The organism is Oceanobacillus salinisoli (genome assembly GCF_009733865.1).
In the GTDB taxonomy this organism is placed as follows: Bacteria; Bacillota; Bacilli; order Bacillales; family Amphibacillaceae; genus Oceanobacillus; species Oceanobacillus salinisoli.
Genome location: NZ_WOFB01000015.1, coordinates 79,989 through 105,651, shown reverse-complemented (window position 1 = coordinate 105,651; position 25,663 = coordinate 79,989). Strand labels below are relative to the sequence as shown.

The 25,663-nt window shown below is 36.2% G+C and carries 25 protein-coding genes; 15 read left to right on the top strand and 10 right to left on the bottom strand.

From position 1 onward, the window contains the following. The first annotated feature begins 74 nt into the window (after window positions 1–74). From GMJ66_RS11600 to GMJ66_RS11590, 3 genes are all read left to right on the top strand, one after another. Window positions 75–1,829, top strand: coding sequence for an ABC transporter ATP-binding protein (locus GMJ66_RS11600; RefSeq protein WP_156290484.1), 1,755 nt, complete (start codon window positions 75–77; stop codon window positions 1,827–1,829). Between the two features lie 14 nt (window positions 1,830–1,843). After that, window positions 1,844–3,682, top strand: a complete 1,839-nt coding sequence (locus tag GMJ66_RS11595; RefSeq protein WP_156290483.1) for an ABC transporter ATP-binding protein — start codon at window positions 1,844–1,846, stop codon at window positions 3,680–3,682. Between the two features lie 133 nt (window positions 3,683–3,815). Beyond that, window positions 3,816–4,484, top strand: coding sequence for a potassium channel family protein (locus GMJ66_RS11590; protein ID WP_156290482.1), 669 nt, complete (start codon window positions 3,816–3,818; stop codon window positions 4,482–4,484). 158 nt (window positions 4,485–4,642) lie between these two features. On the opposite strand, the gene rnjA is transcribed toward GMJ66_RS11590, so the two are convergent. From rnjA to def, 3 genes are all read right to left on the bottom strand, one after another. Further along, a complete protein-coding gene (rnjA, locus tag GMJ66_RS11585; protein WP_156290481.1) occupies window positions 4,643–6,310 on the bottom strand; it encodes a ribonuclease J1 in 1,668 nt (555 codons plus the stop codon). A 3-nt stretch (window positions 6,311–6,313) separates the two neighbouring features. Beyond that, the gene (locus tag GMJ66_RS11580) at window positions 6,314–6,529 is read right to left on the bottom strand and encodes a DNA-dependent RNA polymerase subunit epsilon (protein WP_156290480.1); all 216 of its coding nucleotides are present in this window, start codon (window positions 6,527–6,529) and stop codon (window positions 6,314–6,316) included. A 750-nt stretch (window positions 6,530–7,279) separates the two neighbouring features. Next, complete coding sequence (gene def, locus GMJ66_RS11575; RefSeq protein WP_197046675.1) at window positions 7,280–7,831, bottom strand: peptide deformylase; 552 nt, start codon at window positions 7,829–7,831, stop codon at window positions 7,280–7,282. A 253-nt stretch (window positions 7,832–8,084) separates the two neighbouring features. On the opposite strand from def, the gene GMJ66_RS11570 reads away from it, so the two are divergent. The 5 genes from GMJ66_RS11570 (at window position 8,085) to lpdA (ending at window position 14,089) form a co-directional block, all read left to right on the top strand. Next, window positions 8,085–8,792, top strand: a complete 708-nt coding sequence (locus tag GMJ66_RS11570; RefSeq protein WP_231514906.1) for a YkyA family protein — start codon at window positions 8,085–8,087, stop codon at window positions 8,790–8,792. Between the two features lie 543 nt (window positions 8,793–9,335). Then, complete coding sequence (pdhA, locus tag GMJ66_RS11565; protein ID WP_156290478.1) at window positions 9,336–10,418, top strand: pyruvate dehydrogenase (acetyl-transferring) E1 component subunit alpha; 1,083 nt, start codon at window positions 9,336–9,338, stop codon at window positions 10,416–10,418. A gap of 3 nt (window positions 10,419–10,421) precedes the next feature. Further along, window positions 10,422–11,399, top strand: coding sequence for an alpha-ketoacid dehydrogenase subunit beta (locus tag GMJ66_RS11560; RefSeq protein ID WP_156290477.1), 978 nt, complete (start codon window positions 10,422–10,424; stop codon window positions 11,397–11,399). A 19-nt stretch (window positions 11,400–11,418) separates the two neighbouring features. After that, window positions 11,419–12,678 (top strand): dihydrolipoamide acetyltransferase family protein, encoded by a 1,260-nt coding sequence (locus GMJ66_RS11555; RefSeq protein WP_156290476.1) that lies wholly within the window; start codon window positions 11,419–11,421, stop codon window positions 12,676–12,678. Between the two features lie 4 nt (window positions 12,679–12,682). Continuing rightward, complete coding sequence (gene lpdA, locus GMJ66_RS11550) at window positions 12,683–14,089, top strand: dihydrolipoyl dehydrogenase (RefSeq protein ID WP_156290475.1); 1,407 nt, start codon at window positions 12,683–12,685, stop codon at window positions 14,087–14,089. A gap of 289 nt (window positions 14,090–14,378) precedes the next feature. Here the strand turns inward: lpdA and GMJ66_RS11545 are convergent, their stop codons facing one another. After that, a complete protein-coding gene (locus GMJ66_RS11545) occupies window positions 14,379–15,938 on the bottom strand; it encodes a glycine betaine uptake BCCT transporter (protein ID WP_156290474.1) in 1,560 nt (519 codons plus the stop codon). A gap of 637 nt (window positions 15,939–16,575) precedes the next feature. Between GMJ66_RS11545 and GMJ66_RS11540 the strand changes: the two genes are divergently transcribed. Then, the gene (locus GMJ66_RS11540; protein ID WP_156290473.1) at window positions 16,576–16,680 is read left to right on the top strand and encodes a GapA-binding peptide SR1P; all 105 of its coding nucleotides are present in this window, start codon (window positions 16,576–16,578) and stop codon (window positions 16,678–16,680) included. A 198-nt stretch (window positions 16,681–16,878) separates the two neighbouring features. Here the strand turns inward: GMJ66_RS11540 and GMJ66_RS11535 are convergent, their stop codons facing one another. After that, window positions 16,879–18,351 carry an aminotransferase class I/II-fold pyridoxal phosphate-dependent enzyme gene (locus tag GMJ66_RS11535; RefSeq protein ID WP_156290472.1) on the bottom strand — a complete coding sequence of 491 codons (1,473 nt, stop codon included), beginning with the start codon at window positions 18,349–18,351 and terminating at the stop codon, window positions 16,879–16,881. A gap of 638 nt (window positions 18,352–18,989) precedes the next feature. Between GMJ66_RS11535 and GMJ66_RS11530 the strand changes: the two genes are divergently transcribed. After that, a complete protein-coding gene (locus tag GMJ66_RS11530) occupies window positions 18,990–19,946 on the top strand; it encodes an NAD(P)H-dependent flavin oxidoreductase (RefSeq protein WP_156290471.1) in 957 nt (318 codons plus the stop codon). Window positions 19,947–20,000: 54 nt separating this feature from the next. Here the strand turns inward: GMJ66_RS11530 and GMJ66_RS11525 are convergent, their stop codons facing one another. Continuing rightward, window positions 20,001–20,615 carry a YktB family protein gene (locus tag GMJ66_RS11525; protein ID WP_156290470.1) on the bottom strand — a complete coding sequence of 205 codons (615 nt, stop codon included), beginning with the start codon at window positions 20,613–20,615 and terminating at the stop codon, window positions 20,001–20,003. Window positions 20,616–20,869: 254 nt separating this feature from the next. Between GMJ66_RS11525 and GMJ66_RS11520 the strand changes: the two genes are divergently transcribed. Both GMJ66_RS11520 and GMJ66_RS11515 read left to right on the top strand, forming a co-directional pair. After that, window positions 20,870–21,055: a hypothetical protein gene (locus GMJ66_RS11520; RefSeq protein ID WP_331279680.1), complete on the top strand. Its 186-nt coding sequence runs from the start codon at window positions 20,870–20,872 to the stop codon at window positions 21,053–21,055. Between the two features lie 219 nt (window positions 21,056–21,274). Then, complete coding sequence (locus GMJ66_RS11515; RefSeq protein WP_156290468.1) at window positions 21,275–22,081, top strand: inositol monophosphatase family protein; 807 nt, start codon at window positions 21,275–21,277, stop codon at window positions 22,079–22,081. Between the two features lie 3 nt (window positions 22,082–22,084). Here the strand turns inward: GMJ66_RS11515 and GMJ66_RS11510 are convergent, their stop codons facing one another. Further along, on the bottom strand, window positions 22,085–22,264 hold the full coding sequence (locus GMJ66_RS11510; protein ID WP_156290467.1) for a DUF5325 family protein: 180 nt from the start codon (window positions 22,262–22,264) through the stop codon (window positions 22,085–22,087). 149 nt (window positions 22,265–22,413) lie between these two features. On the opposite strand from GMJ66_RS11510, the gene GMJ66_RS11505 reads away from it, so the two are divergent. Further along, on the top strand, window positions 22,414–22,734 hold the full coding sequence (locus GMJ66_RS11505) for a YlaH-like family protein (RefSeq protein WP_156290466.1): 321 nt from the start codon (window positions 22,414–22,416) through the stop codon (window positions 22,732–22,734). A 450-nt stretch (window positions 22,735–23,184) separates the two neighbouring features. On the opposite strand, the gene GMJ66_RS11500 is transcribed toward GMJ66_RS11505, so the two are convergent. Further along, window positions 23,185–23,388 carry a YlaI family protein gene (locus GMJ66_RS11500; RefSeq protein ID WP_156290465.1) on the bottom strand — a complete coding sequence of 68 codons (204 nt, stop codon included), beginning with the start codon at window positions 23,386–23,388 and terminating at the stop codon, window positions 23,185–23,187. 112 nt (window positions 23,389–23,500) lie between these two features. Here GMJ66_RS11500 and GMJ66_RS11495 point away from each other — a divergent pair, with 112 nt between their 5' ends. Continuing rightward, entirely contained in the window at window positions 23,501–23,743 is a 243-nt protein-coding gene (locus GMJ66_RS11495) for a hypothetical protein (RefSeq protein WP_156290464.1), read from the top strand. 33 nt (window positions 23,744–23,776) lie between these two features. Here the strand turns inward: GMJ66_RS11495 and GMJ66_RS11490 are convergent, their stop codons facing one another. Next, window positions 23,777–24,379 (bottom strand): YhcN/YlaJ family sporulation lipoprotein, encoded by a 603-nt coding sequence (locus tag GMJ66_RS11490; RefSeq protein WP_156290463.1) that lies wholly within the window; start codon window positions 24,377–24,379, stop codon window positions 23,777–23,779. 111 nt (window positions 24,380–24,490) lie between these two features. Beyond that, complete coding sequence (locus tag GMJ66_RS11485) at window positions 24,491–24,982, bottom strand: hypothetical protein (protein ID WP_156290462.1); 492 nt, start codon at window positions 24,980–24,982, stop codon at window positions 24,491–24,493. Between the two features lie 157 nt (window positions 24,983–25,139). On the opposite strand from GMJ66_RS11485, the gene GMJ66_RS11480 reads away from it, so the two are divergent. Then, on the top strand, window positions 25,140–25,421 hold the full coding sequence (locus GMJ66_RS11480; protein WP_156290461.1) for a YlaN family protein: 282 nt from the start codon (window positions 25,140–25,142) through the stop codon (window positions 25,419–25,421). Window positions 25,422–25,663: the final 242 nt, after the last annotated feature.

The following is a 25,663-nucleotide window of genomic DNA, read 5'->3' as shown; positions in this document are numbered from 1 at the left end:
AAGGTATGGTAATTTATTTCGGAAACCGTTATATTAGTATTTATGAAAAGGTTATCCTGGGGAGGGAAATGCTTTTGAATACGTTTAAAAAATTAAAACGCTTTTACTGGCCGCATAAAAGATACTTATTTTGGTCATTGTTCTTTTTGCTTTCTGTTACAGCAATCACGGTTGTATATCCGATTTTTTTGCAAATTACCATAGATGAGGTTGTTTTACAGGACAGGTATGAATTAATACCATATATATCTTTTGTTTTTCTTGCATTAATGATACTGAAAGGAATTTCTACATTTTCTTTTCAATATTTAGGAGATTTATTTGGGATGACAGCCGTTTATAAACTGCGTGAGGCATTGTATGACAAACTGCAGTCATTAGCATTTAAATTTTATGACAATGCAAAGACAGGTGACATTATGTCCCGTTTGACTTCTGATGTAGAAGGATTTCGATTCTTTCTATCAGCGGGCTTTGCAGAACTTATACGAATCATTTCATTAATAATTATCAGTTTAAGTGTAATGTTTTATTATTCTATTCCGCTTGCCTTTGTTACCATGTTTGCAATTCCATTTTTAGCTGTTGTAGTATTTCAGTTTGACAGAAGAGTCCATCCAGCGTTTAGAAGTGTAAGGAAATCAATGGGAAGATTGAACACCCGTATACAGGAAAATGTCAGTGGGATAAACACTGTAAAATCCTTATCAAGAGAAGATTTTGAAATCAATCGATTCTCAAAAAGCAATCATGATTACAAACAAAAATATATAGATACTTCTAAAATATGGGCGAAGTATTTTCCAATCATGGAGTTTATCGGGAATATTTGTGTCGTTGTTTTACTGGCTTATGGCGGATTTCTTGTTATGAATAATCAACTAGCATTAGGTGAACTGGTAGCATTTTTTAGTTTGGTTTGGTATATTTTGGGGCCGCTTCAAAACTTTGGATTTGTTATTAACCAATTTTCACAGGCAAAAGCATCTGGGGAGCGCCTCCTTGAAATTCTGGAAGCAAAAGAAGATATTGCAGAAAAAGAAAATGCACTGGATGTCCCAATATATGGTCACGTAACGTTTAAGGATGTCACCCTAACCTACACAGAAGATGATGATGCAGCACTGAAAAACATAAGCTTTGATGCACCACAAGGTAAGGTCATCGGATTAATGGGAGCAACAGGTTCAGGAAAAACAAGCATTACTCAATTAATTACGCGCTTCTATGAACCGGAAAAAGGTGAAGTACTAATTGACGGGAAATCTGTCTCGGAATTCAATATAAAAACCCTTCGCAAACATGTTGGATTCGTATTGCAAGAACCGTTCCTGTTTTCTACTTCAATCAGGGAAAATATTGCATACGGGAACCCTGATGTGACTGATGAGCAAATTATTGATGCGGCCAAACGAGCACAAGCACATGATTTTATTATAAATATGCCAAATGGTTATCAAACGATGCTTGGTGAACGTGGCATGGGATTGTCAGGAGGGCAAAAGCAGCGGATTGCGATAGCTAGAGCAATTTGTATTAATCCCAGTATTTTAATTTTGGATGATGCAACTAGTGCGGTTGACATGGAGACGGAATTTAAAATACAACGAGCATTAAAGGAAGTGATGAAAGGGAGAACATCATTTATCATTGCTCACCGTATTTCTTCGTTAAAACACGCGGATGAGATTTTGGTATTGGATCAAGGGGAAATTGTGGAGCGGGGGACTCATGAAGCATTGCTTCAAAACCAGGGTCTTTACGAAACTATCTATAATATTCAATATCAGGACCGGGAAGAAATCATGAAACCCGCAGGAAATCTATAAGGGGGAGCCCATCTATGGCTAATTCGAATGCAAAAAAAGAAAGCAGGCATTTAAAACGATTCCATTATACGGTTGATACTGCAATTGAAAAACCATTTAACTGGAAACAAATGCTCAGGCTTCTTCAATATTTAAAACTATATGCTAAAACATACCTTCCTGGTGCAATTATTGCGATGGTCATTTCTACCATTGTCAGACTAACCGTTCCAATTTTGGTCGGAAAAGTGGCAATAGATGTAGCGATAATGGATAGAGACACCACATTATTAACTTACTTAGTTATTGGGATAGGTGTTTTATATTTATTAAATTATTTGGCTAATAGCTTTCGTATAAAATGGGTAAACATATTGGGGCAAAACGTCATTTACGATTTACGTCAGTATTTATTTTCCCATGTGCAACGGCTGTCACATCGTTTTTTTGATACACGTTCCGCAGGGTCAATCCTCGTTCGAATTTTAAATGACGTTAACTCATTACAGGAGCTATTTACAAATGGTATTATCAATTTGCTGATGGATATGGTTACCTTAGTCGGAATTATCGTTATTTTATTCGCATTAAGTCCACAGCTAGCCTTGGCGGTAGTAGTTGTTATTCCGATTATGTTTTATATATCAACGAAACTTAGAAGGAATATTCGTCGTTCATGGCAAGAGGTTCGGTTACATCAGTCACGCTTAAACTCACATTTAAATGAAAGCCTGCAGGGAATGCGAATTACTCAATCTTTCTCACAGGAAAAAGAAAATGCGGAATTTTTTGAGGGTGTTAATTCAGGGTATTTCCATAGCTTTCGAAATGCTGCAAAGAAAAGTGCTGCATTTCGTCCTTTGGTGGATTTGAGTGACGCAGTTGGTACCATTATCCTATTGGCTTATGGTGCATATTTAATTTTATTAGGGGAAGAAAATGGTGGTATAGCGATTGGTACGTTTGTATCGTTTGCATTTTTTCTGGGGATGTTTTGGGAACCAATTTCCAGACTGGGTCAAAGTTATAATCAATTGTTAATGGCGATGGCCTCATCAGAACGTATTTTTGAGTTTATGGATGAGCAGCCAAATGTCAAAGAGAAAACCAATCCATATACATTCAGTGAAATGAGAGGTCATATCGAATTTGATAAGGTGGAATTTTCCTATGATAGTAAACGGGTTGCGCTGCAAAAAGTTTCACTGGAAATGAAAGAAGGGCAAACCATTGCGTTAGTTGGTCATACAGGCAGCGGTAAATCCACTATTGCCAATTTAATTAGCCGGTTTTATGATCCGACGAAAGGAAAGGTTAAAATTGATGGAATCGACCTGAGAGATGTAAGTTTAGATAGCCTGCGCAGTAAGATTAGTGTAGTACTGCAGGATACTTTTATTTTCTCAGGAACCATTATGGAAAATATACGGTTTGGCAGACCAGATGCAACAGATGAAGAAGTCATGGAAGCGGCAAAAGTGGTTGGTGCGGATGATTTTATTAGTCGTTTAAGTAACGGCTATATGACAGAGGTAGAAGAAAGAGGGAATATTTTATCTGCGGGTGAAAGACAGCTTCTCTCCTTTACAAGGGCATTGCTTGCAAATCCAAGTATTATTATCCTTGACGAGGCAACAGCTAGTATTGATACCGAATCCGAAATAAAGATTCAAAAAGCACTTAAAAAGCTGCTCAATGGAAGAACATCCATCATCATCGCCCATCGTTTGTCAACCATTAGGGAAGCAGATAATATTTTTGTATTGGAGAATGGAAAGGTTTTAGAAAATGGCAACCATGTCCAATTAATGAATAAACAGGGGAAATATTATCATTTAGTTAAATCACAATTTCAAATGTTAGATGCTATTTAATAACTTTTATATATAGGGAGAGAGGTGAATACATTAAATTTGCTTCTTTTCCTATTTCTTTATGATAAAATAAAGACACATTATACGTATTAATGGAGAAAAATATTCTCCAATTAGTCGGAGGGTAAAAAAAATGAAAAGGAAAGAATTTGCAGTAATTGGTTTAGGGCGGTTTGGCGGAAGCATCTGCCGTGAGCTTAGCGAAGAAGAGATGCCTGTTCTTGCAATCGATAACGATGAAGATAAAGTAAATGAATTTAAAAATATTGCTTCCCATGCTGTTATCCTTGATTCAACAGATGAAGATTCCTTAAAAGAGATTGGAATTTCTAATTTTGAGCATGTCATTGTAGCTATTGGTGAAAATATCCAAGCCAGTATTTTAACTACGGTTATCCTAAAAGATTTAGGAGTAAAAAAGGTAACAGTAAAAGCGCAGAATGATTATCACGAGAAAATATTAAATAAAATAGGTGCAGATCAGGTTGTTCATCCAGAGCGGGACATGGGCAAGAGGTTAGCGCATAATTTTATATCGAATAATATCCTGGATTATTTAGAGTTATCGGATGATCATAGTATTGTGGAAGTGAAAGCAGGCAAAAGAATGGCTGGTGAGACATTAGTTGAACTTGATATCCGTGCAAATTATGGTTGTAACGTTGTAGCAATTAAGCAGGGAAGGGAAATTAATGTTTCACCACAGGCGGATGTTGCTCTGCAGGAAGATGATGTACTGATTGTTATTGGAGCAGATAAAGATTTATCACGGTTTGAAAAACATCTCGTTATAGATGATTAATAGAAAAACAACGCAAGGTTCTGGTATTTAGGAAGAACGATAAGAACGTTACTAGTGCAGCTTACGGATGGAAGCACCTAGCAGCATGCTTGAAACAAGCCTAAATAATAAAAAGCATTGTGAGTTGAATTCCCACAATGCTTTTTCTGTGTCTAAACTTAGATTTCCATAATAATTGGCAATACCATTGGTCTGCGTTTTGTTTTTTCGTATAGGAAAGGTGCTATCGTGTCTGTAATTTCATTTTTAATTTCAGACCATTGATTTGTCTTTCTTTCCATCACTTTTTCTAAATGAATGGAGACAAGTTTTTGAGCCTCATTAATTAAGTCTTCAGATTCCCTCATGTAAACAAAACCACGAGAAATGATATCTGGACCTGCAGCAATTTTAAATTCTTTCATATTAATGCTTACAACAACGATAACGAGACCTTCCTCAGATAAGATTCTACGGTCACGCAAGACGATGTTACCAATATCTCCTATACCGCTGCCATCTACATAAATAGAACCGGATGGGATTTTTCCTGCTATGGAAGCAGTATCTTTTCCTAAAGCCAATACGTCTCCATTGTCCATTGTAAAGCAGTTGTCAGGGTTAACACCACAGGCTGTTGCCAGTTTAATATGTTCCTTTAACATGCGATATTCACCGTGAATAGGCATGAAGTATTGCGGATTCATTAATCGGAGCATCAGCTTTTGTTCTTCTTGACTACCATGTCCTGATGTATGAATGTTATTTAATTTACCATGAATGACCTCTGCTCCGGCCCGGTATAATTTATTTATTGTTTTTGACACACTTACCGTATTTCCAGGGATTGGAGAGGAAGAAAATACAACGGTGTCACCAGGGATTAACTGGATTTGTCGATGTGTACCATTTGCTATACGGGATAATGCTGCCATTGCTTCACCTTGTGAACCAGTACATAGAATGGTTACTTCATGAGCCGGCAAGCGGTTTATTTGATTACTATCAATAAACGTTTCTTTAGGAGCTTGGATATACCCCAATTCTTGACCTAAATTAATTGCATTTTCCATACTTCGACCAAATACAGCTACTTTGCGGTTATGCTTTACAGCAGATTCAACAACTTGTTGCAAGCGATAAATATTGGAAGCAAAAGTGGCAAAGATTAGCCGCCCGTCTACTCGGCTAAAGATATCATTAATGCTTTCACCAACAACTCTTTCAGACATTGTAAATCCTGGTACTTCACTATTTGTACTGTCGGAAAGTAAGCAGAGTACACCTTCTTTTCCAATTTCAGCCATTTTTGCTAAGTTAGCAGGTTCACCTACAGGAGTAAAATCAAATTTAAAGTCCCCCGTGTGAACAATATTTCCAGGTGGGGTTTTAATTACAATCCCAAATGCGTCTGGAATACTATGTGTTGTACGGAAAAAAGTTACAGAAGTTTTACGGAATTTAATAACATCATCTTCTTGAATGGTTGTTAATTTTGCATTACGTAATAATCCATGCTCATCTAATTTGTTTCTAATTAATCCTAGCGCTAATTTTCCAGCATAAATGGGTATATTTACTTCGCGAAGGAGATAAGGTATACCCCCAATATGGTCTTCATGACCATGAGTAATGAACAATCCTTTAATTTTATCCTGATTTTGGACAAGGTAAGTGTAATCAGGAATGACATAATCAATACCAAGCAGTTCATCTTCTGGAAATTTAATCCCAGCGTCAATGATTATAATTTCGTCCTGAAATTGCACGGCATACATATTTTTGCCAATTTCACCTAGTCCACCTAATGCATAAACTGCTGTTTGATCATTTTTGACAAACTTCATTTGTTATACATTCTCCAATTGGAAGTCTTCGGATTGTTGTTCGTATTCTAGATGCGCTGGATCCAATTGCTGGATATACTCGATATTAATATGAAGGCCATTATTGGCTAGTTTTTTGCGTACATTACGTACAGATTCCGCTTCCACGTACATACTTTTTGTACGTTCGCGAACAGGAATTTCTTCTGGTAATTCTTGATATAAAACTTTATATATCATTTCATCTCTCCTATTCTTTTTCTATTTTTCATTTGTTTTAGATGTGATATTATTTTTCCGTTCTGTATCTTTTCTTATCCGACTAGGTTACCTGCAATGTTTCAGAGAAAGCAATATCCTCAAATTAAGAAGACTTCGCCCTGGCTCCGACGTACAAGGTTAAACTTTAGCCTATTCAGCGTTCATCTGCTGAATGATGCTGTCACCGGACGTGTCTTACATTGTCTGTTGAACAGTTATGATTTATATCCGCTTAATTTTATTGATTGGTAAATTTTAATGGTAGTCTTTTTCAAAAGTAGTAGGTACACGTCCTTCTTTTCCTAAAAATTCCTTCCAACGTTTCTTTAGCTTTTCTTTAAGGCGTTTTAACATGATGATGCACGTCTCCTTTCAAAAATTCAAGAAAAGCAATAAAAAACATCTACCGTTCCAATCCCTCTTATAATATAGTATAGTATGTTTCAGGAAATTTTGAAATAAAAATCCATCATTTATGAAAAAATAGTGATAATTCCTTAAAAGTTTTTCTGCTTTCCTTAGCTTTTACAGAAATGTAAATATTATTCATGTAATCTCTTTTCGCATCGTTTGTTGCTAATTTAAGTGGTATATAATGTGCATATATTATCGGACTAAATAAATAATACGATTAAAACTATTCTGCACAAATTAACAATCTTTTAGAAAATGGCCTTTATGTAAGAAAAATAGCACCTGAAAATAACATTAGGCGCTACACGTAATCTACTATTCAATCGGTACCGAATTTTCAGGGACTTTAAATGGGTTTTCTTTATTAATCCGATCATAGAACATAATACCATTGAGATGATCGATCTCATGTTGAAAGACAATGGCAGGATATCCCTTTAACCTTAATTTCACGGGATTGCCTTCTATATCTGTAGCTTTAACGGTAATTCTTCTATGGCGAGGAACATAACCTTCTACAGGTCGGTCTACTGATAGGCAACCTTCACCACTAGCTAAATATACCCCTTCAACGGAGTGACTGACAATCTTGGGATTCACTAAACCATAGCTATACAACTTCCCATCTGAATCCTCAAAGTGGATAGCAATCAGGCGTTTTTCTATTCCTAACTGGGGAGCTGCCAACCCAACACCAGCACGTAAATTATATTTCTTCGCTATTTCTTCATCTTGACTATTTTTTAAAAATGTAACCATTTCTTCTAAAAGCTGTTTTTCTTCATTATTAATTGGAAGGGAAACTTCTTCAGCAATTTTCTCTAGAGAAGGATGTCCTTCACGTACAATATCTTTCATGGTAATCATCATTTAAAACTCCTTCTATATATGGATAATAATAAAGTGCAACTTCATCAAGCTGGATTTCGGTTTCTAATCCTGGCTGTTGATCTCAACTAATATCAATTAATTATTTTAACATATTTTTATACAATAAATCATATATTTGCTAGCAGGACAAGCTAAAAGCGAAGAGAATTTTCATTTAGCATTGTATGTTTTGTGATATACTGTAGAACATAATTATTGTAGTAATGCGGATGTAGAAGGGGTGAAGTAAGTGATTTTTAAAAAATGGAAACCTATATTTTTTTGTATGAGCTTCATAGTTATTTTATCAGCTTGTAATAATACAACAGTGGAAGAAGAAATACATATACACTTAGAAGAGGCAGTTCGTTTAGAAGCGGACTTTGAGAATCAGCAAAGTGAAATAACACAATTGGAAATGGAAGAGCAGGAAATTTATAATGAAATTATTGATTTAGGTATGGATGAGTTTGATCAGATTACCGATTTATCTGAAAGGGCTATTGAAAATATAAATACACGCACTAATTTAATAGCTCTAGAGAAAGAAAGTATTCAAGCATCACAAAAAGAATTTCAAAAAATTGAAGGGCTAATGGAAGACATAACTGACGAAGAAGTAAAAAGTAAAGCCAATTCGATGTTTGAAGTGATGAACAACAGGTATACGTCCTACGAACAATTAAATGAATCTTATTTGGATTCATTGGAATTAGAATCCGAGTTATATGAAATGCTGCAAAGAGAGGAATTGAAACAGGAAGAACTTACCGAACATATTAATAAAATTAATGATAGCTATCAGAAAGTGTTGGATGCAAACGAACAATTTAATCAGTATACCGTTAAGTACAATGAATTAAAGAAGGAATTCTATGATTTAGCTGGAATCGACGTATCATTTGAAGAAAATCCAACAACAAATGACGAAGGTTCAAATGAAAATAGTGAGGAGTAATGCGAAAGAGTCTGCTGCATGTTTAGCAGACTCTTTTTGTTTTATAAATTTGCTTTTTTGTAAGCATTGTTGCATTTTAATATTCGCAGTCGATACACAATGCGAACTTATAAATTTTTCCGTGTGATGAGGATTAACAATATTAACCAAATATAGCATACCTATAGCAGGCAAAATGAAAAATTTTCAAAGAACTGTCGCAATCAATACTAATACAGTTTTTAGATAGTATTATAACAGTTGGAAGAAGCTTTTCGGGAAATGCTATCGATAGGAACGATTTTATATTCTTAATAAATTTAAAATAAATCAAAGTGATTGACCTTTGATTTATTATAAGATATATTTAGTTTAGTTAATAATTGTACCAATAATTTTTCGGTAGTTTTTATAACAGAGTTACATAGGCATTAATCAGTTTATAGATTTAAAAACATGAAAATGGGTACAAGAATTATAAAAGAAGTACAGTTTTTTCTTTTTTTGGGAAAGGCTAAAACTGAAAATAAAATTTGGGTTAAAGAAAGGAAGAGGTGAACTATTTTGAAACACGTTTTAGAAAGTGTTGAAAGTTTGTTCGAGACATTCCAGATTCTTAACGAGGATGGAGAAATTGTTAATAAAGATGATATGCCTGATATCTCTGATGATGAGTTAAAAGAGCTAATGCGTCGTATGGTGTATACACGTATATTGGATCAGCGCTCCATTGCTCTTAATCGTCAAGGGCGTTTAGGGTTTTATGCACCTACAGCGGGACAGGAGGCTTCACAATTAGGAAGTCAATTTGCTCTGGAAAAAGATGATTTTCTATTGCCAGGATATCGTGATGTTCCACAGCTAATATGGCAAGGTCTTCCATTATATCAAGCATTCCTATTCTCTAAAGGACATTTCCATGGAAACCAAATGCCGGAAGACTTACAAGCATTAAGTCCTCAAATTATTATCGGTGCGCAATATGTTCAAACTGCTGGTGTTGCATTAGGTATGAAGAAACGCGGTGCGAAAACGGTTGCGGTTACTTATACAGGTGATGGCGGTACTTCACAAGGTGACTTTTATGAAGGAATTAACTTTGCAGGTGCTTATAAAGCTCCAGCAATATTTGTTGTGCAAAATAATGGTTTCGCTATTTCGGTTCCAAGAGAATTGCAAACTAGTGCAAAAACATTAGCACAAAAAGCAGTGGCGGCAGGTATTGAAGGGATTCAAGTAGACGGTATGGATGTTTTAGCTGTATACGCAGCAACGAAACAAGCTCGTGAACGCGCTGTTGCTGGAGAAGGTCCAACATTATTAGAATTGTTAACTTATCGCTATGGTCCACATACGATGTCTGGTGATGATCCAACTCGCTACCGCTCAGAGGAAATGGATAATGAATGGGAAAAGAAAGATCCGCTTGTACGTTTCCGTAAGTTCCTTGAGAATAAAGGGTTATGGTCTGAAGAAGAAGAAAACAAAGTAATTGAAGAAGCAAAAGAAGATATTAAACAAGCAATTAAAGATGCTGAAAAATATCCAAAACAAAAAGTAACTGACTTAATAGGGAATATGTATGAAGAACTTCCATCTAACTTAAAAGAACAAATGGAAGAATACAAAGAGAAGGAGTCGAAATAAATCATGGCACAAATGACAATGATTCAAGCAATCACAGATGCAATGCGCACAGAGTTAAAAAATGATGAAAATGTGCTTGTGTTTGGTGAGGATGTTGGTAAAAACGGCGGTGTTTTCCGTGCTACTGAGGGACTTCAAGCTGAATTTGGAGAAGACCGTGTATTCGATACACCATTGGCTGAATCTGGAATCGGCGGTTTAGCAATTGGTCTTGCCACACAAGGATTCCGTCCAGTACCAGAGATTCAATTTTTCGGCTTCGTTTATGAAGTAATGGACTCTATCAGTGGTCAAATGGCACGTATGCGCTATCGTTCGGGTGGAAGATGGCATATGCCTATCACTGTTCGTGCTCCTTTTGGTGGTGGGGTACATACTCCAGAATTACATGCGGATTCTCTGGAAGGTTTAATGGCACAACAGCCAGGTTTAAAAGTGGTTATCCCTTCAACACCATATGAAGCAAAAGGATTATTAATTTCTGCTATTCGCGATAACGATCCTGTTATCTTCTTAGAGCATATGAAACTTTATCGTTCATTCCGTGAAGAGGTACCTGAGGAAGAATATACAGTAGAAATCGGAAAAGCGGATGTTAAACGGGAAGGGAAGGATGTTACCTTAGTTGCTTATGGTGCTATGGTTCATTCATGCCTTAAAGCTGCAGATGAATTAGAAAAAGACGGAATTTCTGCAGAAGTTATTGACCTTCGTACGGTTTCTCCTATTGATATAGAAACAATTTTAGAATCTGTAAAGAAAACCAATCGTGCAGTTGTTGTACAAGAAGCACAAAAACAAGCAGGTGTAGCAGCAAACGTAGTTACTGAAATTCAACAAAGAGCTATCCTTCATTTAGAAGCACCAGTTTTACGTGTAACAGCTCCAGATACAGTATATGCGTTCTCTGATGCAGAAGAAGTATGGCTTCCAAATCATAAAGACATCATTGAAAAAGTTAACACAGTATTGAATTTCTAAAATTAGGAGGTACATGAAAATGGCATTCGAATTTAAATTCCCGGATATTGGTGAAGGAATTGCTGAAGGTGAAATCGTAAAGTGGTTTTATAAAGAAGGCGACGAAGTAAAAGAAGACGATGTATTGTGTGAAGTACAAAATGACAAAGCTGTTGTTGAAATTCCTTCTCCAGTAGATGGAACAGTCAAAACAATTCACGTCGCAGAAGGTGAAGTTGCTACAGTAGGTAATGTGTTTGTCACTTTAGATGCAGAAGGTTATGAATCAGAAGAGGCAGAAGAAGTGGAAGAAGCTCCTAAAGAAGAGCCTGTAGAAAAAGCAGAGCAAAAATCAGAAGCTGCAGACGCTACTGATGATGGAAAACGTGTAATAGCAATGCCTTCTGTGAGAAAATATGCACGTGAGAAAGATGTTAATATTACAGCAGTTACTGGTACTGGTAAAAATGGGCGTATTTTAAAAGAAGACATTGATGCATTCTTAAATGGTGGTCAAGCAACAACAGCTGCAGAAGCTGCTCCTGAGGCCAAAGAAGAAGAAGCACCGAAGAAACCATATGTACCAGCTGGAGAAGAATTCCCGGAAACTCGTGAAAAAATGTCAGGAATCCGTAAAGCGATTGCGAATGCAATGGTTAATTCGAAGAGAACAGCTCCACACGTTACATTAATGGATGAAGTGGATGTTACTGAGCTTGTTTCACATCGCAAGAAGTTCAAACAAGTTGGTTTAGATCAAGGTATTAAATTAACTTATCTTCCATATGTAGTAAAAGCGCTAGTTTCTGCATTGAAACAATATCCAATCCTTAATGCATCGGTTGATGATGCAACAGATGAAATTGTTCAAAAACATTACTACAACATTGGTATTGCAGCCGATACAGAAAAAGGTTTATTAGTACCAGTAGTAAAACATGCGGATAGAAAATCTATATTTGGAATTTCTCAGGAAATCAATGAATTGGCAGAAAAAGCAAGAAGTGGTAAACTAGCACCGGGAGAGATGCAAGGGGCTTCATGCACAATCACAAACATTGGTTCTGCTGGCGGACAATGGTTTACACCAGTTATTAACCATCCGGAAGTAGCAATTTTAGGTATTGGCCGCATTGCTGAAAAACCGGTTGTAAAAGATGGTGAAGTAACCATTGCACCAGTACTTGCATTATCCTTAAGCTTTGACCATCGTGTTGTTGATGGTGCTACAGCTCAAAATGCTCTTAACCAAATTAAGCGTTTATTAAGTGATCCACAATTAATTATGATGGAGGCGTAGGTAAATGGTAGTAGGAGATTTCCCAGTAGAAGTAGATACTCTAGTTGTCGGAGCTGGTCCTGGTGGTTACGTAGCTGCAATTCGTGCTGCACAATTAGGGCAAAAGGTTACAATTGTAGACAAGGGTGCACTTGGCGGCGTTTGTTTAAACGTTGGTTGTATTCCTTCGAAGGCACTTATTCAAGCTGGGCATATGGTTGAAAATGCTCATGGAAGTGAAGACATTGGTATTACAACCAAAGATGTTAAGGTTGATTTCGCAAAAGTACAAGAATGGAAAGGCTCAGTTGTTAATAAGTTAACATCAGGTGTTGAAGGGCTTCTTAAAGGGAACAAAGTAGATATCGTTAAAGGTGAAGCATATTTTGTTGATGGCAATACAGCAAAAGTTATGGATGAGAAAAGTTCTCAAACATATAAATTCAATAACTGTATTATTGCAACTGGTTCTACACCAATTGAAATTCCAACTTTCAAATTCTCTGATCGTGTATTAGATTCAACTGGTGCATTGAACTTAAAAGAAGTTCCTAAAAGATTAGTTGTTATTGGTGCAGGTTATGTTGGAAGTGAATTAGGTACTGCATACGCTAACTTTGGTACAGAAGTTACTTTCCTTGAAGGTGCGAAAGATATTCTTGGCGGCTTTGAAAAATCAATGACACAGCTAGTTAAAAAAGGCTTGAAGAAAAAAGGTGCTACCATTATCACCGAAGCAATGGCAAAAGGTGTAGAAGAAACAAAAGATGGTGTAAAAGTTAGCTATGAAGTGAAAGGTAAAGAGGAAACAATTGAAGCTGATTATGTATTAGTTACAGTTGGTCGCCGTCCAAATACAAGTGAAATTGGACTAGAACAAGTAGGTGTTGAATTAGATGAAAGAGGTCTAATTAAAGTAGATAAGCAATGCCGTTCAAGTGTAAGCAATATTTACGCAATTGGTGATATTGTTCCTGGTGCTCCATTAGCACATAAAGCTTCTTATGAAGGTAAAATTGCTGCGGAGGCAATCAGTGGTGAAAAATCTGAAGTGGATTATATCGGAATTCCTGCAGTAGCCTTTGTTGAGCCAGAATTAGCTACAGTTGGTCTTTCTGAAGATGAAGCGAAGGAACAAGGATATGACGTGAAAGTTGGTAAATTCCCATTTGCTGCAAACGGCCGTGCGTTATCCTTAAATAACACAGATGGATTCTTAAAACTAGTTACCCGTAAAGAAGATGGATTAATTCTAGGAGGTCAGATTGCTGGTCCAAACGCTAGTGATATGATTTCTGAGATTGGGTTAGCTGTTGAATCCGGCATGACTGCTGAAGATTTAGCACTTACTATTCATGCACATCCAACACTTGGGGAAATTACTATGGAAGCTGCAGAAGTGGCGTTAGGTTCTCCAATTCATATTATGTAATATTATAAGTAATAAGGTGCCACCAATTTGGTGTCACCTTATTTTAGTTTGCAGAAAATCTTTGATCATATATAAAAAGAGAATTAAACTAAAGTTTTTTAGTTATGAAAAATCCGAACTGTGATTCAATATTCCTCAGTTAGAATTTGAAAAAGTTCGATTTTTTTCTTCTTTTTTTAGAACGGAGTGTTTAGTTATATCCTAGCCTCTTTCTCCTGTTTCTTTCACTTTATAATTGTGGGAGATGTAAAAAATCAGTGGGTGAAATACCCACTGATTGAAAATAACTTTATCTGATATCCTTTTTTAACTCTTTAATGAGCTTTTTCCTTTTATAGTGCTCGATTGCTTGTGCATCCTCTTTAAACGATTTAATTAAGGAAATAACAATTAAAATCATAATAATTGTAAATGGAAAGGCTGCAATAATGGATGCGGTTTGTAGTGCACCCAGACCTCCTTGCCATAGTAATACAGCAGCTGTGGCGGATTGAATGATTCCCCAGGTGAATTTAACGCGATTGGAAGGGTCTAAATTTCCCCCAGTAGTCTGCATGCCAAGAACCAGTGTTGCAGAGTCTGCCGATGTAATGAAGAAGGTACTGATTAAGACGATACCTAAAATGGATATTAGCGTACCTAGAGGAAGATGTTCCAGGACGGCGAATAAAGCCACTTCCTCCCCATAATTATTAATTTCCTCAATTATGTTGGTTCCATGATATAAATCTAAATCAATGGCAGTACCTCCGAAGACAGTGAACCATAGTGCTCCAATAATAGTAGGAACCAATAACACTCCTAATACAAATTCCCGAACAGTTCTTCCGCGGGAAACCCTTGCAATAAAGGTACCAACAAAAGGTGCCCACGCAATCCACCATGCCCAGTAAAAGATGGTCCAGGCATTTGTCCAACCCATATTTTCTTCATTAAAGGGTGACATGCGCAGACTCATACTTGGTAAATCCTGAATATAACTCCCTAGTGTGGTGGTAAAGAAATTTAAAATAAAACCTGTAGGACCAAGGACAAGCACAAATATCATTAATAGGGAAGCCAATATTAGGTTGGAATTACTTAAATATTTAATCCCCCTGCTTAATCCTGTCATTGCAGATACCATAAATAATACGGTGACAATTGCTATAATAATTAGCTGTAAAAGGGTAGTTTGATTAAATCCAAATAAATAGGACAAACCTCCACTAATTTGAATGGCTCCAAATCCCAGTGAAGTTGCGACACCAAATACGGTTGCAAAAACAACGATCGTATCTACTGCAGTTCCAAATGGTCCTTTGACTTTATCCCCAAATAACGGTTGTAATATGGAACTAACTACACCAGGAGCTTGTTTTCTAAATTTAAAGTATGCCAATGCTAAAGCTATCGTTGCATAGACGGCCCAAGGATGTAACCCCCAATGTAAAAAGCTGTATTTCATTGCTGTTTTAGCAGCTTCCGGAGTTCCGCCTTCTCCATATGGTGGAGTATAAAAATGAGAAAGCGGCTCAGCAGCTCCCCAAAATACCAATCCAATTCCCATACCGGCACTAAATAACATCGCAAACCAAGTTAAATAGGAAAATTCTGGTTTATCTTCTGGTCTTCCTAACTTCATTGTTCCATATCTGGAAAAAATCAAATAAATACAGAAGATAAGAAATGCTGTTGCGCTCATTAAATAGAACCAGCCAAAGTGGTCCACGAGAAAACCTTGTATTACCGAAGTTACTTGATTTAAATTTCCATTTGGCAGGGTTTCAGCAGGTATGATTCCCCAAATTATAAATAGAACAACGATGATTACAGAAATATAAAATACGTTCGTTATACTCAATTTCATTTTACTACCTTCCTTCAAGTACTAATGATGTGTCTTTACTTTTCCCAAAATAGAACCTTATAATTCAGAGTTATTTCATGACTGGCTTTGAATATATATAAAAGGGAATAAGTAATTCTTTATAAAGTGATCAACTAGCTATAAGCCCAATTCGGGATACTTTAAGAATGATATATGGGAAATTAATAGCCAGTAAACACATACTTTTTTAAGCCAGTGAAGAGGATGAAGAAAAATCTCCACTAAATAAAGAGACATGATATAATTTCAGACAACAAATTATAACATGAAAAAATGGAAGATTGTAGAAAAAACCTTATGCAAACCTTTTCAATTATAGGTATTGAAAATAAGAAAAAGTGATTGCCGTAATCATTGCTTTGGTAATCTTATAGCACATGTCTCCGAACGCTTTAGATTTCTACACCATAACTTGAAATTTTCGTTTTATTAGACATCACAATACAAAGTAATAAAGTATTAAATATAACGGTTAAAATGCCAATATGTATCATAAACGTGCATTATAAGTGAACCAAAATTCATTGTGTTATACTAATTGGCCTTGACTCCACAATTATGACATATTATAATGTGTGTAAGATAACTTATTAGAGTGAAAAGGGAGATGGGCTAAATGGGTACAATTGTTTGCAAAGATTGTGAGAAGGTTATTGAATCATACGAAGATGAAAAAGTAACAACACTTTATAGTACATGTCCTACTTGCGATGAAAAGTAATGGTAGTCGAAAAAAGAAAACGCTTTATAAATATAAAAAACGCTCACTGTGAGCGTTTTTTTTTGTACGATAAGAAAATATAAATTTACGCTTTGATGTCTAGTTCCATCGCCCAGCTACTAGCGGACTTCCCTCACCTCCGTACGATAAAGAAGGAAGGCCGACTAAAAGCAGGCCAGTGCTCAGGGTCGGCATCTGTTATAAAATTGGTTTTCGTTCTTTAATAACTCGAATGGTTTTAAGTGTTTCATCCTGAAGACCTTGAACAGGTAAACCGGCTTCCATGTTTTTATAAATGTAATTTATATTTTCCTCGGTTATAATTTCGCCTGGGATAAAAATAGGAATTCCTGGTGGATAGACCATAATGGATTCCGCACTTATTCTGCCAGCAGCTTCTGAAAAAGGAATGATTTCTGTTTCGGCATAAAATGCATCTCTCGGAAGTATGGCTAGTAATGGAATATCAGGTATTTTAACTTGTACGTCCTTCTTGGATACATATTCTTCTTTTTCCTTTTCCAATACTGTTAGTGCTTGTAATAACGAATGAACCGTTTTTTCGGAATCTCCAGGTGTAATAATGCATAGAATATTGTATAAATCAGATAGTTCAACTTCTATATTATAATTTTCACGTAACCACACTTCTACATCATAACCGGTAATGCCTAGATCCTTTACCGATATGATTAACTTTGTTGGATCATAATTGTAGATTGCTTCTGTTCCTATCATTTCATTACCAGCACAATAAATATAGGATAACTTATTAATTTCTTTTCTTGTATACTCTGCAAGCTGAATCGCTTTTTCTATCATGTTGTAGCCGTTCATAGCAAGCTGTTTTCTAGCTACATCCAACGATGCCAGTAATAAATATGATGTTGAAGTCGTCGTAAGCATGGACATGATGGTCTGAACTCTTTCATGGGAAATTCGATTCCCTTGTAAATTTAATACAGAACTTTGAGTTAAGGATCCACCTAATTTGTGAACGCTTGTAGCTGCTATATCCGCTCCCGCCTGCATGGCAGATAGGGGAAGGTCAGGGTGGAAATGAATGTGTACCCCGTGTGCTTCATCAACAAGTACTGGGACATCGTATTCGTGAGCAATAGAAACGATCTGTTCTAAATCACCTGCAATGCCGAAGTAAGTCGGATTAATGACAAGAACACCTTTCGCGTCCGGGTGTACTTGTAGTGCATGTCTTACTGCTGTAGGAGTTATTCCATGAGAAATTCCTAAAGTTTCATCTAATTCAGGATAAACAAATATTGGTATTGCCCCCGAAAATATGATTGCAGAAGTGATGGATTTATGGGCGTTTCTAGGAACAATGATTTTATCGCCCGGGTTACATACACTTAATATCATTGTCATAATGGCTCCACTGGTTCCCTGGACAGAGAAATAAGTATATTCGGCCCCGAATGCATCTGCGGCTAACTCCTGGGCATCTTTTATAATACCGTGTGGGTGATGCAGATCATCCAAAGGCTGAATGTTTATTAAATCCATTTGAAACGCATTTTCTCCTAAAAATTGTTTGAAGGAGGACTCAGCAGCGCTTCCCTTTTTATGGCCTGGTATATGAAATTGAATTGGTTTCTTTTCAATATGATGTAATAAACCGGAAAATAACGGAGTCTTGTTCTGATCTTTCATGAGTGACACCTCTTCTTAATAAATTAGGCTGTTTTCTAAAAGACTGGGACTGCGGTTACTCGTCCCACCGAAAAGATTTGTTGCTTTTACAGGAAAAGTTGTTCCATATTTGATAGAAACTCCTGACTAATGAAAATTCCTATCGTGATGCTCTTGCTTGTTCTAATGATAATGGTGGGCTTCATCGCTCCGGCAGAATACTACGCTGGTTGGGATTTTCTAATAATTGATTAGCATAAGTACGTAAAATTAATATATAGGTGTGTTCTAAACAACCGTCACGACAAGAAGTTGTATAGCACTATACCAGCGAAGGAAATACACGGAGACTCCTGCGGGAAGAAAGGCATCGGTAAGACCCCTAAAAACGAGACAACACGAGGAGGCTCACCAGCCGCCCTAAGGTACGCGGAGTGTATTTCCGTAGCGGTAGTATTATCTCAAATTAAACTACTTCGCAGTCTATATATATTCAATACCAACAATCTTTTCGAAGAGAGAGCCATATAAAATTGTGTGTAATAACCAGAGTATTATAGCAAAATAAGTTTATTTATTCTACTTAAGATATAGTATTAGCAGGAATACATATAAAAATGTTAAGATTTAATTAATATAAGGGGAGGGGGGAGTGCATCATGAATCTTAACACACGAGTCACAGAACTATTTAATATAAACTATCCGATTATTCAGGGGGGACTCGCTTACCTTGCGTATTCGGATTTAGCTGCGGCCGTATCCAATGCCGGTGGATTGGGTCAAGTTACTGCAATGAGCTTAGCTGATCCGGAAAAATTACGTAAAGAAATCCGGCGGGTTAAAGAGCTTACAAATAAACCTTTTGGTGTGAATTATGCGATTGGTCAGCATGGAAGAAAATTCGAGCACATGGTAGAAGTTGCTACTGAGGAGCAAGTACCAGTTATTTCAGTAACTGGCGGAAATCCAAAAGGTGTTCTGGATATGGTTAAAGAACATAACATTAAAACACTCGTTCTTGTTGCAGCGAAAAGACAAGCACAAAAAGCAGAGGAACTTGGTGCAGATGCAGTAATGGTGGTAGGTCAAGAAGGCGGAGGACATTTGGGCAGAAATGATACCGGAACGTTCGTTCTAACTCCTGAGGTCGTTGACAGCGTTTCAATACCAGTGATTGCGTCAGGTGGTATTGTGGATGGGCGCGGTCTGATGGCTGCTTTAAGCCTCGGGGCTGAAGGAATTGAAATGGGAACACGCTTTATTGCAACGAAAGAATGCGTAGACGCTCATGATCAATATAAACAAGAAATTCTGAACGCGGAGGAAGATAGTACCGTTGTGATTAAACAATCAATCGGTGCACCAGCAAGAGCGTTGAGCAATAGTTGGACAAATCAAATTTTAGAAATAGAAAAACGAAATGAAGGCTATGATTCCCTTAAAGATTACATAAGCGGAACAGCAAACAAAAGATTTATTTATGATGGTGATATGGAAAACGGATTTGGTTGGGCAGGTCAGTCTTCAATAAGAATTAAAGATATACCTACTGTTGAGGAATTAATCCAAAGAATTATTCGTGAAACAGAGGAAATAACCAGCAGATGGAACTAAGGAAAAAGACGAGGCATTTTATAGTGAATGCCCTCGTCTTTCTTTACCTAACGATTATGCTTGTAATGCGCGTTGATAAAATGGGATTAACGTTTCATAGGTGCTTTTAGCTGTTTCTGTTAATTTTGTGCCGTCTTTAACACGTTCATCTATAGCAGGCAGATGTCTTCCAATTAAGAATTCTGCCTTTTTCACGTCACGAAAACGTTCAAGATGTTTTACATCTAGCTCTGCTAATGGGAAGGATTCTTTTTTTGTATGATCAAGGGATATAACAAAATCATCAGGAAGACGATGTATGTCTTCATAATGATCCAATAGAGTTTGGGCAATGTCTTTTTTATTAGGCAATTCATAAATGAATGCAAGCCAGATAAATATATGATCATCAAACAATCCTAATTGGAAATGAGGGTGTTTTTTATATCCTCTTTTATTGTTGGCAATGGCCAGCCAAGTGTCTTTAGGAGGATTAACCGTCCTTCTTGCGTGTTTGGCAATATGTAAGTAAACTTCATTTCCCAAGTTAGTTGAGAGGTAATCAGCGAGTTCACTGCCAATGACTTGAAATTTTGGCTGGATTCTTGTTTGGATAGCCTCCATTCTCTCATCTAAGCCATCGATGGAAAAAGTCTCAAAATCTTCTTTTACAAAACCTTGCAAATTCACATTTGTCATCCTTCCTAACCTATAAATTATAATAATTATTATTAAGTATTCATATAATGAAGTCAAGCATTATATCTTCAAGAACTAAGGTTCGTAAAAATGTTTTAAGGAAGCAGAAAAGGGGTAAGAACTAGATAACCGTAAATTCCATAAATTAAATGAACCAAATATAAACTAAATCATAAAATATAGAAAGGACGAAATGGATTTGGAGCTTGCAAATTTACCCGAAAGGAGAGGCTCTTTTGAAATTTGTGATGGAAATTATTAAACGCGAAGAAGCGAAACAGAGATTACCAATTATTAAAATGGAGATTGATTATGAACTGATGACACTTCATGATGCAATGCAGGATGATGATCAGGTTCAAGTTATAAAATCAAAGGAACGTTTGAAATTTTTGACAAAACAATTAATGGAAATTGAAAAAACGGAGTAATAATAAAAACCCGACCCCAATAAGTATATGCGCATTAAATGTTTAACGTTCGAATACTTATTGGGGTCTCTTCTCTTACACCAGGAAAATATAAAATTTCCGGCTGTCATATGACTGATTAAAAATTCAAGGTATTCTATATATCCGTCCGTTCCGAAATGACTTGATTCTTCCATTTTGATACAATAGAGCGTATATTGTAGTAATGGAGGAATTGGTATGAACGCTGAGATGCTGAAAGAAATTTATACGAAGGCAAGGCAATGGGTAGAAGAAGCGGGACATTATATTAGAACTAATATCGATAATCCTTTGACAGTAGATACAAAATCGAATCCTAATGATCTTGTTACAACAATGGATCAGGATACGGAATCCTTTTTTGTATCTAAGATAAAAGAAACATATCCCGATCATTCCATTATTGGTGAAGAGGGGTATGGAGATAAGCTAACAACCTTGGAAGGAACGGTATGGATTATTGATCCCATTGATGGTACGATGAATTTTGTGCATCAAAAGAGAAACTTTGCGATTTCTGTTGGAGTTTATCATAATGGAATCGGTGTAATCGGATTGATATATGATGTCATGGCAGATGTTTTATACCATGCAAAACGGAATGAGGGAGCATATAAGAATGATAAAAAACTGAATCCACTCAATAAGGAAGTGGTTCTTGAAGAAGCCATCGTTGGAATGAATCATTTTTGGCTTTGTCCCAACCGCTTAGTAGAAGAAGAGACTATGCAGCAATTTGTTCGAAAAGTGCGTGGTACAAGAACATACGGGTCTGCTGCTCTTGAATTTGCCTTTCTTTCAGAAGGTATAATTGACGGTTATCTTACGATGAGTCTGTCTCCATGGGATATTGCTGCGGGAGTTGTTATAGCTGGTGAAGTAGGTGGAACTGCTACAAATATTGATGGGCAACCATTAAATATGCTTGAAAAAAATTCAGTTTTAGTATGTAATTCCAATTTGCAAAAAGATATCATTAAATTTATAAAAAAAGGAAGGAAGTGACAGTTATGAGTCACTTCTTTCCTTTTTTTTTAATGATAAGCCAAATCCCATTACAGCAAATCCCATCACGATAAACAATAAAATAAGCCAAATATTTCGATAGGCAATGGAAACGGCTGCACCTGAAAACATTGCGATAACCAAAATAGCTAATAATAGCATGGGAACATTGATCTTTTGCATGTAAACACCCCTATTTCTTATAATGATTATAAAACAAACTGTTCATTTTATCAAAAATAGTTCGTGTATTTCCTTCGCTTTTGTCTAGCTAGAATGCCGAAGATTTAGTAAGATAAAATAAGAGTTTATCTTACTAATGGGGGAGACATATGGAAAATTTTAGACTTGTATTTGATTTTGTTCTCGAATGGAATGGGACTGATAATATTTTTTGGATATTTTATGTATTAAACTTAATTTTATCAATTATTGCATATGAATTAGGTTTTGCTAAAAAATTACCTGTATTAAAGACAGTAATTGTTTACATACTCCTGTTAATTGGTGTATATATTCTAACTATATTCAGTACAGTTATGAGGATGCCCAGTGTAGAAAGCTTAATTGTTATTAATTTGGTTTTAGCTATTTATCGTACAAGACTTCACTTTCAGCGTAAGTCTAATAAGGAGAATATGCCAAACGCCTAAAAAACGCCATATAACGGCGTTTTTTTGGCTATTTTATAAGTCCTTTTGGTTTTTAAAATCCACGTCACGCGGTTAATCTGAAATTCGTGATGTTGGAGCTTTATCTATCTGCTACGGAAATTGACTACCCGTAGCGGAAATCAATGTTGCACATATACTGTGTCAGAGTTTATCGATTTAGTGAAAAATAATGAATCTTTCTTATAGAGGATGTTCAAAAAGTCCGGTGAAAATGACACATCGTTAGGGGAACTTCGACTAAGTACCGACACGTCCTGTGTCAAACGTCGAAGTCATCACATCCTGTGGGCACCGTAGAAGTCACCACAACACGCTAGGGGCCTGCTACTCAAATCTTCGCCGCCTCGAACTTTCGACGCACAGGACGTTACGATCTTAGCCGACCGGTCTTTTTCATCCTCCTTTTTGAACAAACACTTATAGTAGGAACTAAATGAATTGATCATCCTGCCTTTTTTCTTCATATAAACGGAATTTTCCTGTCGCATGACGTTCCTTTGTTTTTGCATCAATTCGATCATAACAGGTTTTGCATAAATACATATTAATTCTTCTGTTTCTTAATCGCTTTGCTTGTAGTGTGCTATCCATTAATGTATCTATTCGGTCACATAATGTACATTTAACCTGCATATTATCACCTCAAATTTGAACGTGTTTAATAATTATAACACAAAATTGTCATGTTTTAGCTATGGAAGTGGGGGAAATATAATAGTAAAAGATGAAGTAGAGGTGATATATTATGAAAAAAAGTACTATGTATACAGCAATGGGTGTAATAGGAGCAGCAATTGGAACGGTTGCAGTTCAATCTATTTTTAAAGATAGGGGACAAACGGTTGAACAGAAACATTCCAGCCTTGTAAATGCTGGTATACCAGATCAATCTTCGGAAGTTGACGAGGTACAAATGGAAAATGCAAAGATGGTATCTGAAGGGTCGCAATTCGGGGTCCATTACTATAATGAATGGAATGAAAGCTAAAAAAGAAAGGGGCAACTACAAGCCCCTTTCTTTTTAGTTCTGATTTAAGTTCTCATTGGATTGTTCTTCCTCAATTTCTTCCAGTTGATTTTCTTCGTCTTCAGGAAGCATTTGCTTATTTTGGTCTGGTTGTTCTGGCTGATTGTTTTCTATTGGAAAATCAGGCATATATCTGCCGACAATTGCTGATAATTCATCGACAAATCCTTGTACAGGATGGCCTTGTCTTATTTTTTCTGCCATTCCCCTTAGTCTTTCCGTTACATCAGCATCAGCTACAACCACAGCCGTTTTTCCATAAGGATCATGGTATAATGCTTCTAGTACAGTATATTTAATCGTACCAACACGTGATCTGTCTAAATCTTTGTCCACGTCTATGCCAACAACCGTATAAGGGCCAGCCACAACAGAAGCCGCATCGTTTACTTCGGGAACTTCACTTGCGAGATTAGATAAGTGTGAAGCAATTTCACTATTGGTTAGTTCCGGTAAATTTTTTGGGTCTGAATTTTTTACTTGTATCATTTGATCATTTGTCTGTTCTGACTCTAGGGAGTTATTTTCCTCTTGCTGTGCACAACCAGTGATTATCAATAATGTAACAATAAAAAGGACACCGATACGTAATCTCATTTATCATTCCTCCTAAATGCTGCTAGTACTTTTATTTTAGGTAGAATGAGATAAAATATACAAAAAAGAAAATGAAAAGGCTGCTGTATATATTTTACAGCAGCCTTTTCATTAGTTAATGACGATTTTTTTAATATTTTTAATTGGATTATCTTTATTGGAACCGTCTTTGTATAAAAAATGAACAGGTCCGTCTTCTTTTAATGGTTTACCATTCTTTGCAAACAATAAATATCCAGTTTCTAAATCCTTTAATGGTAAGGTATAACCCTCTTTTTCATCATCTGTTACGAATGTAGCATTTTTAGCTGAATCTTTGATTTCAGCATTTTTAATGAAATCATGTATCGGAATGACGTAAGAATTTTTTAATATTTCTTCTCCTTCTTTTTTTGTTATTCCTTTATTAGTTTTAGGTTTATCCTGCTGAACTACGTCTCTGTTGAATCTTTGTGCTACTTGTTTCAGATGATCTTCTTTAACTCCTGTCTCCTTCTTTTCTGTAAATGCGTCTTCCAATAATATTTTTCGTTCATCAAATATCCAGACAGTTGGATCTAAAGTGATGGAGTAGGAAACGTTTCCAACAATTGGTACAATCATTTTATTCTCTCCCTCATGTATGTATCTCTATCAAGGATAGCAGAGATAATAAAATATTTCACTCGATAAGAATGATTTAATTTTATTTGCATTTTTTTAGTGCTAACGATAATATAATATATTATACGGAAGTCTTTTAGCGGAGGGGATAAATTTGATGCCTGAGGTTACTGTGAATCATCGTGATAAAGCCCACGCTCTTCTTAAGGCTGATGCTGATAAAATCCTTAGACTTATAGAAGTTCAAATAGAAAATTTAACGATGCCACAATGTCCTGTATATGAGGATGTACTGGATACACAAATGTTTGGCCTCTCTAGGGAAATTGATTTTGCGGTACGTTTGGACTTAATAAGTGAGAATGAAGGTAAAGCACTTCTTGAAAATTTGGAAAAAAAGCTTAACATACTTCACGAAGCATCGCAAAATTCTTTGTAGTTATTATGTTCAAATGTTATGTAAGATTTTTGCAAAAACTTTGCCTTTCTAACATGTAATGGCAAGGTTTTTTTGTTTTAACGCAGGAAACTGTAAAATGTGGATATGGAATCGAAATTGAGATTAGAAGAGTCCAGGTATAGAAATCTTTCACTGTTTTCGATTCGATAAGAAGGTAAGGTTTAAGCCTAGCTTTTCTTATGGCCAGTCCATATAAATTTGAACGATTTAAGTAGGTGGAA